Source organism: Caulobacter sp. 05L422, from assembly GCF_056397765.1.
In genome coordinates, this window is record NZ_JBFTOB010000005.1 from 27,530 (window position 1) to 45,474 (window position 17,945).

Here is a 17,945-nt window from a genome sequence, read left to right on the forward strand (position 1 = left end):
TAATCCTGCAATCGTATCTTAGGCCGCCGGCGCGGCGGGAGCCGCGGCCGGAGCGGAAGCGGGGGCGGCGGCCGGCGTCGTCGCTGCCGGGGCGGCGGTCGTGGGGGCCGGAGCGGCGGCGGCCGTGGGGGCCGGCGCGGGCGAGGTCTTGGTCTTCACCCAGGCGTCGAAGTCGGCCTGGCTGACGACATGGATCTCGATGGGCATGTTCGAGTGGTCGACGCCGCAGAGTTCCGAGCACTGGCCGTAATAGACGCCGATCTTGTCGGCCTTGAACCAGGTTTCGTTCAGGCGGCCCGGGATGGCGTCGGTCTTCAGACCGAAGGCCGGCAGGGCGAAGGCGTGGATCACGTCGGCGCCGGTGACCTGCACGCGAATGACTTGATTGACCGGAACGACCATCGGCTTGTCGGCGGCCAGCAGGTACGGCACGCCCTTGGCGACGGCCTCTTCCTTCTTCAGCGGCACCGAGGTGATCTCGCTGATCTTCTGGTCGGGATACTCATAGCCCCAGTACCACTGGTAGCCGGTGGCCTTCACCGTCAGGTACGGCTTGGGCATGTCGTTGTAGGCGAACAGCAGCCGGAACGAGAAGATGGCGATGATCATCAGGATCAGCACCGGACCGATGGTCCAGATGATCTCGACGGTGGTGTTGTGGCTGAACTTGGCCGGGACCGGGTTGGCCTTGGCGTTGTAGCGCACGACAATCCAGATGATCAGGCCCAGCACCAGCAGGGTGATCAGCGTGATGATCGGCATCAGGACGACGTTGTGGAACCAGATCGCTTCATACTTCAGCGGCGAGGCCGCCTGCTGAAGATCGATCGCGCCCGGGGTCGGCTGACCCAGCAACTCGGCGCCCTTGGCGAGGGCTTGCCCCGCGAACACGCCCGAAAGGGCCATCGTCGTGGCGGCGATGGCGGCTACGCCCATCAACTTCCGCCGCATCCCCTGAATTTGCGCCTTCATATCCCTCACGGCCCGTTTCGGCGGCGATTTGGCGTCGCGATCAACCCACGCCGCGCCGACATGCACAATACGACCAGCGACACGGGGCTTAGGCAATCGACTTCGTCAGGCGACGTGGAATCGAAGGCCGGCCCCGGCGTCTCTGGCCGGTCGCTGGCGTGCATACGCGCTCCAATCCCCGTTGCCAAGCACCAGAGGCGTTCCCGGAACGCCTTGCGTGGAGCCAGGGCGCCTCACCTGCGAACAGCTCTCAACAAGGGCGGTTTCAGCGCGCTTTCGGTTACGTAGCATTACTAACATGTAATGACAGCTACCTTGCATCAGACACTACCTTGCGTCACAAGGGTGCTCAGCAACGGGAACGCAACGCCGTGACGGAAGCCATTGAAGTTCAACTGAAGAAAGGCGTGCTGGCGCTGTGCGTGCTGGCCCTGCTGTCGCGCGCCGACAGCTACGCCTACGAAATCGCCAGCAAGCTCGCCAAGGATATCGATATGGGGGAAGGGACGATCTACCCGCTCATGCGCCGCATGCAGTCGGACGGCCAGGTCGAGACCTATCTGGTGGAATCCCAGAGCGGCCCGCCGCGCAAATACTACCGCCTGACCGAGGCCGGTCGGGCCAGCTTCACGGCCCAGAAGACCGAATGGGCGGCCTTCACCTCGGCCGTGGAAAACATCCTGGGAGCCGCCGCATGACGCGCGCCGAATTCCTCATCCGCCTCAAGCGCGGCCTGGCCGGCATGCCCGCCGCGCAGATCGCCGACATCGTCGCCGATTACGAAGCCCACTTCAACGACGCCCAGGAAGCCGGGCGCAGCGAGAGCGAAGTGGCCGCCGCCCTCGGCGATCCCGAGCGCCTGGCCCGCGAACAGCGCGCCGAGCAAGGGGTCAAGCGCTGGGAGGAGACCAAGAATCCGTCGGCCGCCGCCGGGGCGGTCTTCGCCATCCTCGGCCTGGGCGCGATCGACATCATCTTCCTGCTGCCCCTGCTGATGGGCGTGCTGGGGACGCTGTTCGCCTTCTTCATGGCCGCCATCGTGATGTTCGTGGCCGGGGGCGCGGTGACCACCGCCGGACCGTTCGCCGGACTGCCCGGCGGCCCCGCCGTGGCCTTCCTGATCGGCATCGGCCTGATGGCCGCCGCCACCGCCCTGGCCGCCGTCACCACCCTGCTGACCATCTGGCTCATCAACGGCCTGGTCTGGTTCGGGCGCCTTCACTACCGGCTGCTGAAGCCGGCCATCGAAACCCAGGTCTGAGGGGACCGTCATGATCCGCAACCTGACCATCGTCGCCGTCGCCAGCTTCGTGCTCGCCGTCGGCTGCTTCGCCGGGGCCTTCGCGCTCGGCGGCCGCGACATCGCCAAGCACGGCTGGAACTTCCCGGCCGACTGGAACATCGAGGTCAGCGACGACAGCGACCACGTCCGCATCGGCCGCGGCTCGCACGACGACGGCGACGACGGCGAGACCACGACCCGGCAGGTCGCCTGGAGCGGGTCGGACGCCCTGCAGATCGACGTGCCGGCCGAGGTGATCTTCACCCAGGCCGCCGCCGGGGCCGGGGCCAGCGTCAAGGTGGTCGGGCCCAAGGACCTGGTCGACCGCGTGACCATGGAGAACGGCCGCCTCACCCTGCGCGACGGCGACGGCTCGATCTCCTTCCATACCCGACGTGACAACGACCAGCTGTCGATCGAGATCGTCGCGCCCGGCGTTCGGACCTTCACCCTGAACGGCAGCGGCGACCTTTATCTGAAGGCCTATGACCAGCCGGACCTGGTGCTGGAGATCAACGGCAGCGGCAAGGTCGAGGCCCAGGGCAAGGCCAGGAAGGTCGAGCTGCAGGTCGCGGGCTCCGGCGAGGCCGACCTGCGCGGCCTCGACACCGGCGACGCCAGGATCAACCTGGCGGGCAGCGGCGAGGCGCATGTCGCCCCGCACGGCGCGACCGAGGTCGACGTGGCCGGCAGCGGCGACGTCTATCTGACCAGCAAGCCAACCGTCCTCAGCTCGAACGTCGCCGGCTCCGGCGAGGTGCACCAGGACTGGTGAGCCCGGATCGGGGACATGCGCTCGCGCGTGTCCCCGGTGTCGATACCGCGCCGAATCGTCGCCGGGGTGATGACGAAGGCGGATGAAACGCTTACCTGTGACCCCATGACCGCTCTCATGACCGCCCCTTCCCTGCTCGCCGCCGCCGGCGTCGATCCCGAGCGCGCCCGCGCCATCCTCGGCGAGGCCCTGGCCGGAGCCGACGACGGGGAGCTGTTCGTCGAACGCTCCGAGAGCGAGGCCTTCGTGTTCGACGACGGCCGCCTGAAGAGCGCCTCCTACGATTCGGGCGAGGGTTTCGGCCTGCGCGTGGTGGCCGGCGAGACCGCCGGCTACGCCCACTCCGCCGAGATCTCGGAAGCCGCCATCGGCCGCGCCGCCGATTCGGCCAAGCTGGCCCGCCGCGGCTACGCCGGGGTCAGCGCCGAGGCGCCGCGCGCCACCAACGAAAAGCTCTACGGCGAGGACGACCCCGTCTCGTCCCCCGCCTTCTCCGACAAGGTCAGCCTCCTCCAGGAGATCGACGCCTTCGCCCGGGCCCGCGATCCGCGCGTGGTCCAGGTGATGGCCTCGATGGCCGGCGAGCGCCGCGTGGTCGAGATCCTGCGCGCCGACGGCCGGCTGCTGCGCGACGTGCGGCCGTTGGTCCGCGTCAACGTCCAGGTCACGGTCGAGAAGGACGGCAAGCGCGAGGCCGGTTCGTCCGGGGCCGGCGGCCGCGCCGGCTTCTCGGCCTGGATCAGCCCCGACAAGTGGCAGGCCCAGGTGGACGAAGCCCTGCGCATGGCCCTGGTCAATCTCGACGCCGTGGCCTGCCCGGCCGGCGAGATGGACGTGGTGCTCGGCCCCGGCTGGAACGGCGTGCTGCTGCACGAGGCCGTCGGCCACGGCCTGGAAGGCGACTTCAACCGCAAGGGCATCAGCGCCTTCTCCGGCCGCATCGGCGAGCGCGTGGCCGCCAAGGGCGTGACCGTGTTCGACGACGGGGCCATCCCCGGCCGTCGCGGCTCGCTGACCATCGACGACGAAGGCACCCCCACTGAACGCACCGTGCTGATCGAGGACGGCGTCCTGGTCGGCTACATGCACGACCGGATGTCGGCGCGCCTGATGGGCATGGCCCCGACCGGCAACGGCCGCCGCCAGTCCTACGCCCACATGCCCATGCCGCGCATGACCAACACCGGCATGCTGGCGGGCAACGACGACCCGGCCGAGATGATCGCCTCGATGAAGCGCGGCCTCTACTGCGCCAATTTCGGCGGCGGCCAGGTCGACATCACCAACGGCAAGTTCGTCTTCCAGTGCACCGAGGCCTACCTGGTCGAGGACGGCAAGATCACCGCCCCGGTCAAGGGCGCGACCCTGATCGGCGACGGCCCCAGCGCCTTGACCCGGGTGACGATGATCGGCAACGACTTCGACTTCGACCCCGGCATCGGCGTCTGCGGCAAGTCGGGCCAGGGCGTGCCGGTGGGCGTGGGCCAGCCCTCGCTGAAGATCACCGGCCTGACGGTTGGCGGCACGGCGGTATAGCCACAAGCTCTTGTGAAAGCTGATGTTTCCGATCACGGCGGAGGTGATCGGCGACAACATTTCACAAATGTAACCTACCTTTCGGTTTTGTAACTGGTTCTAGCGCAGCTGGACCGACAGGTTCGCGGCCACAAAGCGGGGGCGCTTTGGGGGATCCGCGTAATGAGTCTTGCTTCCGTCATCTTCGCTCTTGGACTGGCCGCGCCAGAGGCCCAGGCGGCCACGCCCGCCGCCGCGCCCGAGACGCCCGCCGCGGCGGCAGCGACCGAGGCCCAGCGCGGCGTGATCAGCTATCCGCCCAGCTTCTTCGCCGAGCAGCGCCCCAGCACCGCCCTGGATATGATCACCCGCCTGCCCGGCTTCCGGCTGGATGGCGGCGACAGCGCCCGCGGCTTCGCCGGCACGGCCGGCAACGTGCTGATCAACGGCGAGCGCCCGACCACCAAGAGCGAGAACCTCGAAGGCATCCTCAAGCGCATCTCGGCCTCGGCCGTCGAGCGCGTGGAGCTGATCCGCGGCGGCGCCCCCGGCATCGACATGCAGGGCCAGACGATCCTGGCCAATGTGGTGATCAAGTCGACCGTGCAGGTCGAGAAGGTCGCCAACATCCAGACCTATCTCTATCCGGACGGCTTCTTCGGCCCGCTGCTGGAGTTCCAGGCCTCGCGCCGGGAGGGGGTCAACGAGATCGAGGGCTCGCTGCTGGCCACGATCGACCGCACCGACCAGACCTTCGACGGCGGGTCGCGGGTGACCAGCTTTCCCGACGGCCGTCCGACCATCAAGGAAGCCTTGAAGGGCTACGACGAGATCCAGAACTACGTCGCCCGGGGCGCCATCCAGCGCGCCGTGCCGGGCGGCAAGATCCGGGTCAACGGCAAGATCGAGTACTTCTCGTTCGACCGCGACGTCGTCTACACCCAGTACCAGCCCGGCCCCGGCCGTCAGGACAGCGGCGAGACCGACGAGAACTGGACCGGCGAGTTCGGCGCCCGCTACGACCGCAAGCTTTCGCCCCGCACCGACCTGCAGCTGGTGTTCCTGCAGAACCTGGGCGACGAGACCTACGGCTCGACCTTCGTGAAGCCCGGCAGCGACGAGGACTATTACGAGCGCGACAAGACCGGCGAGAGCATCCTGCGCGCCGAGGTCAAGCAGCGCCGCTCCGCCGCCCTGTCGCTCGAAGGCAGCGTCGAGGGCGCCTATAATTTCCTGGACGGCGACGTCCGCTACCGGGCCAACGCCGACACCACCCGCACCCAGGCCAAGGTCGAGGAACTGCGCGGCGAAGCGGCCGGCAAGGCCGTGTGGCGGGCGACCCCGAAACTGACCGTCGAGGCCGGCGCCCGGATGGAGGTGTCGCGCATCACCCAGAGCGGCGACACCGACCTGGAGCGCAGCTTCTTCTATCCCAAGCCCCGGGTGCTGGTGACCTGGAGCCCCAACAGCGTCGACCAACTGCGGGTGCGGGTCGAGCGCGAGGTCGGACAGCTGGACTTCGGCGACTTCATCGCCTCGGCCGACCTGGCGGCCGGCAGCCAGGACGGGGCCGACGCCAATCTGGAGCCCCAGCGCTCGTGGGTGGGCGAAGTGGCGTGGGAGCGGCGGTTCTGGGGCGCGGGCTCGATCTCGGCCACCCTGACCCACTCGGAAATCTCGGACGTCGTCGACTACAAGCCGCTGCCCGACGGCGGCGACGCGCCCAGCAACATCGGCGACGGCCGCTCCGACCAGTTCGTGATCGCCATGACCCTGCCGACCCAGAAGCTGGGGATTTCCGGCGGCCAGCTGAAGACGCGCTTCAGCTGGTTCGACAGCGAGGTCACCGACCCGGTCACCTTCGAGAAGCGCCGCATCACCAACGCCACGCCGTTCGTCTGCAACGTCAGCTTCACACGCGACATGCCCGGCGGCAAATGGAGCTGGGGCGTCTCGACCAACTGCGCGAACGAATACAGCCGCTTCCGCTTCAACGAGGTCCGCACCCAGCGCGCCGAGCAGTATTACGAGGGCTTCGTGGAATGGAAGCCGCGCTCGGACCTGACCGTGCGCACCACCCTGTCGAACTGGGCCTCGCGCAACATCACGCGCGAGCGGACGATCTACAAAGGCTCGCGCGCCGACAACGTGGTCGACAAGATCGAATACCGCTCGCTGCCGTTCGAACCCTACCTGTTCATCCAGGTCCGCAAGCGGCTGGGCTAGGGGGCATCAACGGCGCTGTGATGCTCTGCAGGCTTCGGCTAGAAGGCGGTGCTGGCAGACCCGTTGAGCTGGTGCTGCCCAAGTCGACTTTTCGGGACGTATCCGTGAACGACACTCCCGATCTCGCCGCCATAGATAAGCTTAAGGCGCGCATCCAAGCGCTGCGGGCCAAGACGACGGACAACGGCTGCACCGAAGCCGAAGCGTTGTCTGCCGCCGCCAAGGTCGCTGAGCTGCTCGATCGCTACGACTTGTCGCTCACCGACGTCGAGATCCGTGAGGCGGCGTGCGAGCGGCTCGAGTATGAGACCCGCCACAATAAGCGCATACCGCTGGAGGACTGCATCGGCGCTGTCGCGAACTTCTGCGATTGCAGGGTCTGGCGCGAGAAGACGCCCACGGGCGACCCACGCTACGTCTCCTTTGGTCTCCGCTCCGATATCGAAGCCGCGCACTACCTGACCGAACTGATCGATAGCGCCGTGCGATCCGAGCTTGGCCGCTACAAGACCAGCAGAGAATACCAGCAGTTTCGACACCAAGACCGGCACATGGCGAACGCGTCCTTCACCCTGGGAATGGTGACGTCGATCGCGGAAAAATTGACCGCCATGAAGGCTGGACGGGACCAGGCCAACAACGACGCCGGGCGTCATCTTGTCATTCTCAAGTCAGCGGTCGTCGAGGCCGAACTCAGCAGGCTTGACGTCAAGCTAGAGACCGTGCGCCGCCCTACCCGCATGGTCTCTCCAGACGCCTACGACGCCGGCGGCGCCGCAGGCGTGTCGTTGGCCATAGATCCGAGAGGGCGGGGAGCCAAATAGCGACGGTCGCCAACGACGAGCGCCAGACACCACGCTCCCAATCCGCCAGGCGTGAGGGAACCGAACAGTAGACCTCTTCGGTACGGCTCGGCGCCGGGCGTCGCCATTCGCGAAAGGCGATCGAATGTCCGAATTCTGGCGCGCCGCCAGCGACAGCTCATGGCGCACAGCGGCCTTCCCCGCCTACTTGTTGACGATCTTGATGATCCGCTTGGACGAGGGGCGGCCCGACAGGCCCTTGCCCGGGGCGTAGGTGACCGTCAGGTCGCCGCCCTTCAGACTGGCGCCGGGCTTGTGGCCCTCGGCCAGCAGCACGCGGGTCACACGGGTCAGCAGGCTGCGGTCGCCGTCGCGGGCCATCCGCTCGAAGGCTTCGGCGGTGACGGTGGCGGTGTCGGCGACCAGCACCGAGGTGCCGGGCGTGGCGTCGTCGATGGTCTCGAACGAGATCCGGTGCTGGGCCGCGCGGCTGGCCCGGGCGCTGGCCTGGACCAGCCGCTGGAACAGCACGTTGACCGAGATGAACGGCGGCGGCTGGATCGAGCTGGCCTTACCCATCAGGGCGGCGGCGTCGCCGCCCGGCCGCTCGCGGGTGAACAGGGTCATGCCGCCCAGCTTGCTGGCCCGCAACACCGGCTCGCCCAGCTCGTTCTTGTAGATCGTGTCGCCGCGCGGCGCCGGCTGGGACGACAGCACCCAGATCTCGGAGCTGTTCTCGAACTTCATCAGCGGCTGGGGCGCGGCCCGGTCCAGGATGAAGGCGTCGCCGGTTTCGGACACGTAGCGGGCGATCGGCGGAGCCGGCGCCTTGCGCGTTTCGCCGTGATTCTTGGAGAACGCGTCGCGCAGGCTGAAGCCCGATTGCGCGTGCGCCGCGCCGGCGGTGGCCGCGAGGGCGAACGCCAGCAGGATCGCCCAGAGTCCTGGCCCCGCCGTCACCGCCGATTGACTCTTCATACCCAGGGTCATGCCCCGCGAGTGGGGCGAATCTTGGACGCAGAAGACCTTGTTACCGCCACGCAATTTCCCGGAGGACGTCATGAAATGCTTGGAAGAGTTTCCCCGCCGATCGGAATCTTCAAACCGTCGGGGAGTCTTCGTCAAGCCGTCATGTCTTTATTGCGACGGCCTGTGACCTTTAGGCCGCCATGTACTGACCGCCGTTGATCGTCAGGGTGGCGCCGGTCACGAAGCCGGCCCGCTCGCCGGCCAGGAACGAGACCATGTCGGCGATCTCCTCGCCCTTGCCCAGCCGGCCGACCGGGATGCCGGCGATGATTCCGGCCAGGACGTTCTCGGGCACGGCGGCGACCATTTCGGTGTCGATATAGCCCGGGCAGATGACGTTGACCGTGACGCCCTTCTTGGCGTTCTCGAGCGCCAGGGCCTTGGTGAAGCCGATCAGCCCGGCCTTGGCGGCCGAGTAGTTGGTCTGGCCCATCTGGCCCTTCTGGCCGTTGATCGAGCTGATGTTGATGATCCGGCCCCAGTTGCGCTCGCGCATGCCCTCGATGACCGGGCGGGTCATGTTGAAGGCCGAGTCCATGTTCACGCGGATGACCTCGGACCACTGATCGTAGGTCATCTTGTGCAGCATGCCGTCGCGGGTGATGCCGGCGTTGTTGACCAGAACCTCGATGGGCCCGAGCTCGGCCTCGACCTTCTTGACGGCGGCGGCGCAGTCGTCGAACGAGCCGACATTGCCCTTGACCACCATCACGCCCAGCTTCTCGGCGCAGGCCGCGGCGGCCTCTTCGTTGCCGGAATAACCCGCCGCCACCTTCATTCCGTCGGCTACGAGCCGCTCGCAGATCGCCCGACCGATGCCCCGGGTGCCGCCGGTCACGAACGCAACTCTCGCCATGTCTATCTCCCGCTAACGTCTCTTATGGTTGCGCGCGAGTGGCGCGTGGGAGCAAGCCCCCACGCGCGCCGTCATGAAAATTTGCTCGAAACGCCCAATCCAAACAAACGGTTGTCAGACCGCCTCGACACACATCGCCACGCCCATGCCGCCGCCGATGCACAACGTGGCCAGGCCCTTCTTGGCTCCCGAGCGCTTCATCTCGTGGACCAGGGTGGTCAGGATGCGCGCGCCCGAGGCGCCGATCGGGTGGCCGATGGCGATCGCCCCGCCGTTGACGTTGACCTTGGCCGGGTCGAGGCCCAGCTCGCTGACCACGCACAGCGACTGGGCGGCGAAGGCCTCGTTGCTCTCGACCAGGTCCAGGTCCGAGACCTTCCAGCCGGCCTTCTCCAGGGCCTTCTTCGAGGCGGGGATCGGGCCGGTGCCCATGATTTCGGGCGCGACGCCGGCGTTGGCCCACGAGGCGATGCGGGCCAGCGGGGTCAGGCCGCGCTTCTTGGCTTCGTCGGCGCTCATCAGCACCAGGGCGGCGGCGCCGTCATTGAGGCCCGAGGCGTTGGCGGCGGTGACCGTGCCGTCCTTGGTGAAGGCGGGCTTGAGGCCCGAAATGCCGTCCAGGGTGACGCCGTGGCGGATGAACTCGTCCTTGTCGACGATCGTGTCGCCCTTGCGGCCCTTGATGGTGACCGGCGCGATCTCGGCGTCGAACCGGCCGGCCTTCTGGGCGGCCTCGGCCTTGTTCTGGCTGGCGACGGCGAACTTGTCCTGGGCCTCGCGGGTGATCTGCCAGCGGGCGGCGATGTTCTCGGCGGTCTGGCCCATGTGGTAGCCGTGGAAAGCGTCCCACAGGCCGTCCTTGATCATGGTGTCGACGAACGACAGGTCGCCCATCTTCTGGCCGTTGCGCAGGGCCTGGGCGTGCGGAGCCTGGCTCATGCTCTCCTGGCCGCCCACCACCACGATGTTGGCGTCGCCGGCGGCGATCTGCTGGGCGCCCAGGGCCACGGCGCGCAGGCCCGAGCCGCACAGCTGGTTCAGGCTCCAGGCCGGGCTTTCGACCGGGATGCCGGCGTTGACCGAGGCCTGGCGGGCCGGGCCCTGGCCGGCGGCGGCCTGCAGCACCTGACCCAGGATCACCTCGTCGACGTCGGCTGGCGTGATGCCCGCGCGCTCGACGGCGGCCTGGATGGCCAGCTTGCCCAGCTCGTGGGCCGGCAGGCTGGAGAGGGCGCCGAGGAACGATCCGACCGGCGTGCGGGCGGCGGAAACGATGACGATGTCGCTCATGGCGAAATAGCTCCCGTGACGTGATTCCGGGCTTCTCGCAGTTGCGGCGCCCATGATTTTGCAGTGCACCATCACCTTGCATAACTGTGCAGGGTTCGTCACCTGCACATTTTCACGGGATGTTGCGAGCTCCAAGCGCCGCCGGTACTGGCGCCATGTCTTTGCATCCGCGATAGTGCGATGCGAAAAGGCGGAGACAACGCTGTCCTAGGGAACGAAATGTCCGAGAACAACGAAAACGGCGAAACGGGCCAGACCCGCGCTCCTGGCGAGAAGGCTGCCGGCCAGAAGGTCGTCATCAAGAAGTACGCCAACCGTCGCCTCTACAACACAGCGTCTTCGTCCTACGTCACCCTCGAGCACCTGTCGGACATGGTGAAGGAGGGGATCGACTTCGTGGTCTACGACGCCAAGACCAACGACGACATCACCCGTTCGGTCCTGACCCAGATCATCTTCGAAGAGGAAAACCGCGGCGGCGGCCAGAACCTGCTGCCCATCCAGTTCCTCCGCCAGCTGATCGGTTTCTACGGCAATTCCATGCAGGCCTTCCTGCCCAGCTATCTGGAAATGTCGCTGGAGAGTTTCACCAAGCAGCAGGAGCGCATGCGCACCCAGTTCGCGGGCCTGACCCCGGGCATCGCCGGGACCAAGGGCATGCCGGGCATGGGGGTCTACGAAGAGCAGATCCGCCAGAACATGGCGCTGTTCGACCGGGCCATGAAGATGTTCTCGCCGTTCGCCTACGCCCGGCCCGAGGACGCGCCGGCGGCTCCGGCCGAACCGCCGCCGCCCGCCGCCGCGCCGCCGTCCGCGCCCAGCGAGGACTCCCTGGCCGACCTCAAGCGCCAGCTGGAAGCCATGCAGCAGCAGATCGAGAAGCTGGCGACCAAGCCCTAGGCCGCCGGCTAACGCCCCTTAACCACGCCGGCTGACCGGTCCTTAACCGTCGTGGACCACAACTCTTCACCATGAACGGTCCGATCGACCCTATCCGGCGCGCCCAGGCCGCCCGACGCGCGCTGCCCGCGCCGCGCGACGCCGACCGCCCAGAGGCGGACGGCGAGGAGGACGTGACGTTCGTGCGCGACGAACAGCCGGCCCCGCCGCCGCGCGACGCCCGACGCGGGGCCTTCGCGACCTTCGCCGCCCACCTGATGGGTCAAAGCGGCCAGAAGCGCGGTCTGCGCGGTGGGCAGGAAGTGCTCGACGCGGCGCGTTCGACCTATCTCGGCACGGAATATTCCGGCCCGGCCGACCGCCGTCCCAAGGCGGGCCTGATCAAGAAGACCGAGATCTAATCCTGCTTTAGGGCTTTCAGGCGGGCGATCTCGGCCTCGAGCACGGCGACCCGCGCCTCCAGCACCGCCATCTTCTGTTCCAGAGACAGCGTCTCGCCCGGCAAGGCCGCGGCGTGCGCGCCCACGCCCGCCCGGCGCGCCGCCTCGGCCAGCGGAACGCCCAGCAGCTCGGCGAAGGCGGCGATCTGGGCGGCGGTCAGCTCGCGCTGGTCCTTGTAGGCCAGCGTCAGCTCCTCGTTGGTCATGCCGGCCACGGCGGCCAGCACCGCCCGCGTCAGCCCCCGCTCGGCGAGCCGCGCGTCGTACCAGAGCTGGTCGAAGAACAAGGCCATGACGAAGGCTAACGCAGGAGGCGGCGTTGGCGCCAGTCTTGCTTGGTGGTCGGTGAATTCAGCCGACGAGACCCATCATGCTGCTCACCGCCGTGACCCGCTTCTTCGACATCGCCGTGGTGACGCTGATCTTCACGGCGCTGACCTAGGCTCGCGCGGCCGGGGACATGCCCTTGCGGCGTGTCCCTGATCAGACACGGCGCTTCCTAATGGGGACACGCCGCAGGGACATGTCCCCGTCCGCAATTACGCGTTTTCCAGCAGCATCATCGTGCCCTGGCCGCCGTCGGCGCAGATGCTGACGACGGCCTTCTCGCCCTTGGGCCGCGTGGCCAGCTCCTTGACCGCCTGGCTGAGGATCCGCGCCCCGGTCGCGCCGAACGGATGGCCGACCGCCAGGCTGCCGCCCGTCGGGTTCATCCGCTCGCGCGGGAACTTGCCCAGATCGACATCCACGCCGGCCTTGGTCCGGCGGAACGTCTCGTCCTCCCAGGCGGCGATGTGCGACAGAACCTGGGCGGCGAAGGCCTCGTGGATCTCCCACAGGCCGACGTCGGCGTACCTCAGGCCGTTGCGGGCCAGCATGCGCGGCACGCCGTAGGCCGGCGCCATCAGCAGGCCCTCGTGGCGCAGGTCGATCGAGGTGACCTCGTAGTCGACGATCCTCACGCGCGGCGTCTTCGCCGGCAGTCGGGCCAGGCCGGCCTTGGACGCCACCCAGATCGCCGCCGCCCCATCGGTCAGGGGCGAGGAATTGCCGGCCGTCAGCGTGCCCTGGCCGCTGGTCTTGTCGAACGCCGGGTCCAGCTTGGCCAGCTTCTCCAGCGTGGAGTCCTTGCGCGGGATGGTGTCGCGCTTCACGTCGCCGACCGGGATCACCAGGTCGTCGAAGAAGCCCGCCTCCCAGGCCGCGACCGCGTGCTGGTGGCTCTCGAAGGCGATCTGGTCCTGGTCGGCCCGGGACAGCTTCCATTCCTTGGCGGTGATCTCGGTGTGCTCGCCCATCGACAGGCCCGTGGTGCGGTTGGCCACCTTGGGGATCCAGAGCTTCAGGTCACTGGCCTTCAGCTTGGTCAGGTGCGCCAGCTTCTGGCCCGGGGTCTTGGCCGCCTGGAAGCCCTTGAGCCAGTCGGAGAAGCCGATGCTGGCGCCGACCTGGACCTTGCTCATGCTCTCGACCCCGCCGACCAGGGCCAGGTCGCGGCCGCGCCCGTCGATCATGCCGGCGGCCTCGATGACGCCGATCATGCTGGTCGAGCAGGCCATGATCGTCGAGAAGGCCGGGATGGTCGGGTCGGCCCCGGCGTCCAGCAGCACCTCGCGGGCGATGTTGCTCCAGGTCAGGTTGGGGATCACCGTGCCCCAGATGGCGAAGTCCGGCCGAGCCCCTTGCGCCAGCATGGCCTGGACCACCGGGACCGACAGGGCGATCGCGTCATGGGCCTTCAGCGGCCCGTCGACCTTGGCGAACGGAGTGCGCAGGCCGGCCGCCAGCCAGATGTCGGGTTTGGACGCCATGATCGTGATCCTCGTGAACAGCCTACGATGTCAGCATCGACAGGCTTCGCCACAAGGGTCTTGTCGAAATTGGCGCTCGGCGAAGCCTAGTGCGCGTCGCCGAAGTCCACGTCGCGGCGGGCCGAGACGATGGTCACGATGAAGCCGGCCAGCACGTCCAGCAGCACCATGACGGTCAGCAGGAAGAACACCGAGGTGCCGAAGGCCGGGGCCAGCAGGAACTCGACCAGGCAGACGATGAACAGGATCATCGACAGCGAGTGGTTGATGATCGCGATCTTGCGGCTGGTGGTCGACTTCAGGAGCTCGACGAACAGCACCACCAGCGATGCGGCCAGCAGCAGGTCGCCCAGGCTGACGGCCCAGTCGGCCTTCGAGGTCATGTGGATTGTGAACAGCTGCTCGGCCAACCGGTACTGGGCGGCGTTGGCGTTGAAGCCGCCCGCCAGGGTCAGGACGATCAGGTTGTAGACCAGCACCGGCAGGGCCAGCAGCGGAAACGCGGCGAACATGATCTGGCTCTCCCCCGAGAGGCGCGCCCCCAAGGCGCGACGACGGGCATCAGGGTTAACCGGTTTTGCGGATTCCCGAAAGGCGGCGCCGCCCGACGGGCGAGCCGCGCCCAGATCTCGCCTCGCTAGACCTCGTCCACGCCTTGCGGATTGCGGGCCCGGGTCTGCAGCCACATCACGCCCAGCAGGTCGGACACCGAGGCCTTGAGCCGGCCGAAGTTGGTGTATTTCGACACCCCGCTCTCGCGGTGGCGATGGTTCACCGGCTGGAACTCGACCTGATAGCCCTCGCGCAGCATCAGGGCCGGGATGTAGCGGTGGATGTGATCGAAGTAGGGCAGGCGCAGGAAGGCCTCGCGGCGGAAGGCCTTGAGCCCGCAGCCGGTGTCGTTGGCGGTGTCCTTCAGCATGCGCTTGCGCACGCCGTTGCCGAACTTGGACGCGAAGCGCTTGGCCGAGCTGTCCTGGCGCTTGACCCGCTCGCCGCCGACCAGGGCCAACTCGGGCGGGGCGGCCTTCAAGGCCTTCGCGAGACGAGGCGCGTCGGCGGGGTCGTTCTGGCCGTCGCCGTCCAGGGTGATGACGATCGGGGCGCGGGCGGCCAGCACGCCGCTGCGCACGGCGCGGCTCTGGCCCGAATTCTTATGGTGGCCCAGCACCCGCAACTGCGGGATCTCGGCCTTCAGCGCCACCAGCAGGGCCTTGGTGTCGTCGCGGCTGGCGTCGTCGATGAAGATGATCTCGTGGTTCTCGCCCGCGAAGGCGGCGGCGATCTCGCGCGCCAGGGCGGGCGCCGCCCCGCCTTCGTCGAAGACGGGCACGACGACGGAATAGTCGGGAATAGTGGAAGCGGAAGCGGTCATCGCCCTCTCATAGCGCAAAAATAGCCAGAAAGAAGGATCGTGCTATTCCACTACAATGACGCTTGAATCTCGCCTGGATGATTGGAGCCGCGGCTGGCGCGGTCCGCTGTTCGCCGCGCTGGTGGCGCTGGTCGCCGGCCTGCCCGGCCTGTTCGCCATGCCGCCGCTCGACCGCGACGAATCGCGCTTCGCCCAGGCGACCGCCCAGATGCTGGAAACCGACGACATGGTCGTCATCAAGTTCCAGGACCAGCCGCGCTTCAAGAAGCCGGTCGGCATCCACTGGCTGCAGGCGGCCGCCGTCACCACCTTCTCGGCCGCCGAGGATCGCGGCATCTGGGCCTATCGCATCCCCTCGCTGCTGGGGGCCATGCTGGCGGCGGCGGCCTGCGCCTGGGGCGCGGCGGCGCTGCTGGGACCCCGGACCGGCTTGCTGGCCGGCGGCATCCTCGGCGCGACCATCCTGCTGTCGAGCGAGGCGTTCATCGCCAAGACCGACGCGGCGCTGTGCGGCTTCACCACCCTGGCCATGGCCGCCCTGATGCGGATCTACGCCGCCCATCTCGCCGGAGAGACCGTCAACCGCTGGACCAAGCTGGCCTTCTGGATCGGCCTGGCCATGGGCGTGCTGATCAAGGGTCCGGTCGGGCTGATGGTCGTGGTGCTCAGCGTGATCGCCCTGTGGATCTGGGACCGCAAGGCGACCTGGATCAAGGACCTGGGCTGGGGCTGGGGCGTGACCGTCCTGGCCGCCATCGTCCTGCCCTGGGCGATGATGATCACCGTGGCCACCGACGGCGCCTTCTGGTCGACGGCCGTGACCGGCGACCTGGCCCCCAAGCTGGCCGGCGGCCAGGAAAGCCACGGCGCGTGGCCCGGCGCCTACACCCTGGCGGCGTTCCTGATGGTGTTCCCGGCCACCCTGCTGCTGCCGTCGGGCGTGACCCTGGGCTGGACCGGCCGCAAGGAGGCGGGAATCCGCTTCGCCCTCTGCTGGCTGATCCCGACCTGGCTGGTGTTCGAGATCCTGCCGACCAAGCTGGTGCACTACACCCTGCCGGCCTATCCCGCCCTGGCCATGCTGATGGCCGCCGCCCTGCGTACGCCCCTGCCGCGCATGCCTCGCCTGATCGGCGCGATCCTGTCGGCTCTGGCCGGCCTGATCTTCGCGGCCATGGCCGTCTATCTGCACGTCGAGTACGGCGACCCGTCCGACCTGCCCTGGACCATCCTGACGGCCTTGCTGTTCCTGGCCGCGGGAGCCGCCGGATCGGTGCTGGTGATGCGCAGGACCGCCGCCATCGCCCTGGTCACGGCCGGCGCCGTCGGCATAGCGGCCCATGGCGCCCTCGTCGGCTTGCTGATTCCTCGCCTGGAGCCGCTGTTGCTGTCGCCCCGCCTGGAGAAGGCTCTGGAGGCTGCCGACCTGGCGCCCCGGGGCGGCGCGCCGGGGCCGGTGGCCGTCACCGGCTATTCCGAGCCCAGCATGATCTTCCTGCTGGGCACCACGACCGAGCTGACCGACCCGGTCGGCGCGGCCGAGGCCGTCGCCCAGGGGCGTCCCGCGGTGGTCGAGGGCCGCCAGGAAAAGGCGTTCCAGGCCGCCCTCGCCGCCTTGGGCCAGACCGCCCGTCCGGCCGGGGTGGTCGAGGGCTTCGACTATTCCGACGGCGACAAGGAGCGCCTGACGCTCTATCGCGGCGCGCCGATCCGCCCGGACGACGAGGTCGGCGACGAAACCCAAGCCGAGGAGGCCCAGCCATGAGCCGCTTCATCCAGATCGTCGAGGTCGGCCCGCGCGACGGGCTGCAGAACGAGAAGCTGTCCCTGCCGGTCGACGAGAAGCTGGACCTGATCCGCCGGCTCGAAGCCGCGGGCGCCAGGCGCATCGAGACCGTCTCGTTCGTCAATCCCAACCGCGTGCCGCAGATGGCCGGGGCCGAGGAGATCCAGGCGGCGCTGAAGCCCGACCTGGAGCATTCGCGCATCGGCCTGGTGCTGAACATGCGCGGCTGGGAACGCTGCGTGGCGGCCCAGTGCGACGAGGCCAATGTCGTGGTCTGCGCCACCGACGGCTTTGGCCTGGCCAACCAGGGCGCGACGGCCGCCCAGCAGGTCGACGCCCTGGCCGCCATCGTCGAGCGCCAGGCGGTCGAGGGCGGCCCGCCGATCACCGCCACCATCTCGGTGGCCTTCGGCTGCCCGTTCGACGGCGAGGTTTCCGAGGACCAGGTGGTGGCCATCGCCCGCGACGCCGCGTCGATGGGCGTGACCGAATTGGCCATCGCCGACACCATCGGGGTGGCCGATCCCTGGACCGTCCGCCGGCGGATCGAGGCCGTGCGCGCCGCCGCGCCGGACGTCCGCCTGCGCATGCACTTCCACGACACCCGCAACACCGGCCTGGCCAACGCCTATGCCAGCGTCGAGGCCGGGGTCGACGTGCTGGACGCCTCGGTCGGCGGCCTGGGCGGCTGCCCGTTCGCGCCCAACGCCACCGGCAACATCGGCACCGAGGACCTGGTCTACATGCTGGAGCGGGCCGGCTTCGAGACCGGCTACGACCTGTCGGCCCTGATCGAGATCGGCCGCGACATCAGCGAACGCCTGGGCAAGGCGTCGCCGGCGTCGTCGCTGGCGCGGGCGGGCGGGTTCCCGGCCTAGGATCCCT

At 68.3% G+C, this 17,945-nt stretch carries 18 protein-coding genes; 10 read left to right on the forward strand and 8 right to left on the reverse strand.

Annotated elements, in window-relative coordinates; all coding sequences use genetic code 11:
* Positions 1-18: 18 nt before the first annotated feature.
* Positions 19-972 carry a cytochrome c oxidase subunit II gene (gene coxB, locus AC1DMQ_RS06570; RefSeq protein WP_477032745.1) on the reverse strand — a complete coding sequence of 318 codons (954 nt, stop codon included), beginning with the start codon at positions 970-972 and terminating at the stop codon, positions 19-21.
* A gap of 371 nt (positions 973-1,343) precedes the next feature.
* On the opposite strand from coxB, the gene AC1DMQ_RS06575 reads away from it, so the two are divergent.
* From AC1DMQ_RS06575 to AC1DMQ_RS06600, 6 genes are all read left to right on the forward strand, one after another.
* Positions 1,344-1,670, forward strand: a complete 327-nt coding sequence (locus AC1DMQ_RS06575) for a PadR family transcriptional regulator (RefSeq protein ID WP_477032746.1) — start codon at positions 1,344-1,346, stop codon at positions 1,668-1,670.
* Positions 1,667-2,233 (forward strand): DUF1700 domain-containing protein, encoded by a 567-nt coding sequence (locus AC1DMQ_RS06580; protein WP_477032747.1) that lies wholly within the window; start codon positions 1,667-1,669, stop codon positions 2,231-2,233. Before AC1DMQ_RS06575 ends, AC1DMQ_RS06580 begins: the two co-directional genes overlap by 4 nt.
* 10 nt (positions 2,234-2,243) lie before the next feature.
* Complete coding sequence (locus tag AC1DMQ_RS06585) at positions 2,244-3,029, forward strand: GIN domain-containing protein (protein WP_477032748.1); 786 nt, start codon at positions 2,244-2,246, stop codon at positions 3,027-3,029.
* Positions 3,030-3,134: 105 nt separating this feature from the next.
* Positions 3,135-4,565 (forward strand): metalloprotease TldD, encoded by a 1,431-nt coding sequence (gene tldD / locus AC1DMQ_RS06590; RefSeq protein ID WP_477032749.1) that lies wholly within the window; start codon positions 3,135-3,137, stop codon positions 4,563-4,565.
* A gap of 162 nt (positions 4,566-4,727) precedes the next feature.
* Positions 4,728-6,770: a TonB-dependent receptor plug domain-containing protein gene (locus tag AC1DMQ_RS06595; protein WP_477032750.1), complete on the forward strand. Its 2,043-nt coding sequence runs from the start codon at positions 4,728-4,730 to the stop codon at positions 6,768-6,770.
* Positions 6,771-6,874: 104 nt separating this feature from the next.
* Positions 6,875-7,594 carry a DUF2786 domain-containing protein gene (locus AC1DMQ_RS06600; RefSeq protein ID WP_477032751.1) on the forward strand — a complete coding sequence of 240 codons (720 nt, stop codon included), beginning with the start codon at positions 6,875-6,877 and terminating at the stop codon, positions 7,592-7,594.
* 183 nt (positions 7,595-7,777) lie between these two features.
* Here the strand turns inward: AC1DMQ_RS06600 and AC1DMQ_RS06605 are convergent, their stop codons facing one another.
* From AC1DMQ_RS06605 to AC1DMQ_RS06615, 3 genes are all read right to left on the reverse strand, one after another.
* A complete protein-coding gene (locus AC1DMQ_RS06605; RefSeq protein WP_477032752.1) occupies positions 7,778-8,551 on the reverse strand; it encodes a DUF4908 domain-containing protein in 774 nt (257 codons plus the stop codon).
* 181 nt (positions 8,552-8,732) lie between these two features.
* Positions 8,733-9,458, reverse strand: a complete 726-nt coding sequence (gene phbB / locus AC1DMQ_RS06610; protein WP_477032753.1) for an acetoacetyl-CoA reductase — start codon at positions 9,456-9,458, stop codon at positions 8,733-8,735.
* Positions 9,459-9,572: 114 nt separating this feature from the next.
* Positions 9,573-10,748 (reverse strand): acetyl-CoA C-acetyltransferase, encoded by a 1,176-nt coding sequence (locus AC1DMQ_RS06615; RefSeq protein ID WP_477032754.1) that lies wholly within the window; start codon positions 10,746-10,748, stop codon positions 9,573-9,575.
* A gap of 219 nt (positions 10,749-10,967) precedes the next feature.
* Here AC1DMQ_RS06615 and phaR point away from each other — a divergent pair, with 219 nt between their 5' ends.
* Both phaR and AC1DMQ_RS06625 read left to right on the forward strand, forming a co-directional pair.
* Positions 10,968-11,648 carry a polyhydroxyalkanoate synthesis repressor PhaR gene (phaR, locus tag AC1DMQ_RS06620; RefSeq protein WP_477032755.1) on the forward strand — a complete coding sequence of 227 codons (681 nt, stop codon included), beginning with the start codon at positions 10,968-10,970 and terminating at the stop codon, positions 11,646-11,648.
* A 71-nt stretch (positions 11,649-11,719) separates the two neighbouring features.
* The gene (locus AC1DMQ_RS06625; protein ID WP_477032756.1) at positions 11,720-12,049 is read left to right on the forward strand and encodes a hypothetical protein; all 330 of its coding nucleotides are present in this window, start codon (positions 11,720-11,722) and stop codon (positions 12,047-12,049) included.
* Here the strand turns inward: AC1DMQ_RS06625 and AC1DMQ_RS06630 are convergent.
* From AC1DMQ_RS06630 to AC1DMQ_RS06645, 4 genes are all read right to left on the reverse strand, one after another.
* Positions 12,046-12,381, reverse strand: a complete 336-nt coding sequence (locus AC1DMQ_RS06630; protein WP_477032757.1) for a DNA-binding protein — start codon at positions 12,379-12,381, stop codon at positions 12,046-12,048. The two genes, AC1DMQ_RS06625 and AC1DMQ_RS06630, sit on opposite strands and share 4 nt — an antisense overlap.
* A 246-nt stretch (positions 12,382-12,627) precedes the next feature.
* Positions 12,628-13,899, reverse strand: coding sequence for an acetyl-CoA C-acyltransferase (locus tag AC1DMQ_RS06635; protein ID WP_477032758.1), 1,272 nt, complete (start codon positions 13,897-13,899; stop codon positions 12,628-12,630).
* Between the two features lie 86 nt (positions 13,900-13,985).
* Positions 13,986-14,411, reverse strand: coding sequence for a hypothetical protein (locus AC1DMQ_RS06640; RefSeq protein WP_477032759.1), 426 nt, complete (start codon positions 14,409-14,411; stop codon positions 13,986-13,988).
* A 125-nt stretch (positions 14,412-14,536) separates the two neighbouring features.
* On the reverse strand, positions 14,537-15,274 hold the full coding sequence (locus AC1DMQ_RS06645; protein WP_477032760.1) for a glycosyltransferase family 2 protein: 738 nt from the start codon (positions 15,272-15,274) through the stop codon (positions 14,537-14,539).
* 55 nt (positions 15,275-15,329) lie between these two features.
* Here AC1DMQ_RS06645 and AC1DMQ_RS06650 point away from each other — a divergent pair, with 55 nt between their 5' ends.
* Together AC1DMQ_RS06650 and AC1DMQ_RS06655 are read left to right on the forward strand one after the other, a co-directional pair.
* Positions 15,330-17,039 (forward strand): ArnT family glycosyltransferase, encoded by a 1,710-nt coding sequence (locus AC1DMQ_RS06650; protein ID WP_477032761.1) that lies wholly within the window; start codon positions 15,330-15,332, stop codon positions 17,037-17,039.
* Positions 17,036-17,938 (forward strand): hydroxymethylglutaryl-CoA lyase, encoded by a 903-nt coding sequence (locus AC1DMQ_RS06655; protein ID WP_477032762.1) that lies wholly within the window; start codon positions 17,036-17,038, stop codon positions 17,936-17,938. Before AC1DMQ_RS06650 ends, AC1DMQ_RS06655 begins: the two co-directional genes overlap by 4 nt.
* Positions 17,939-17,945 lie beyond the last annotated feature (7 nt).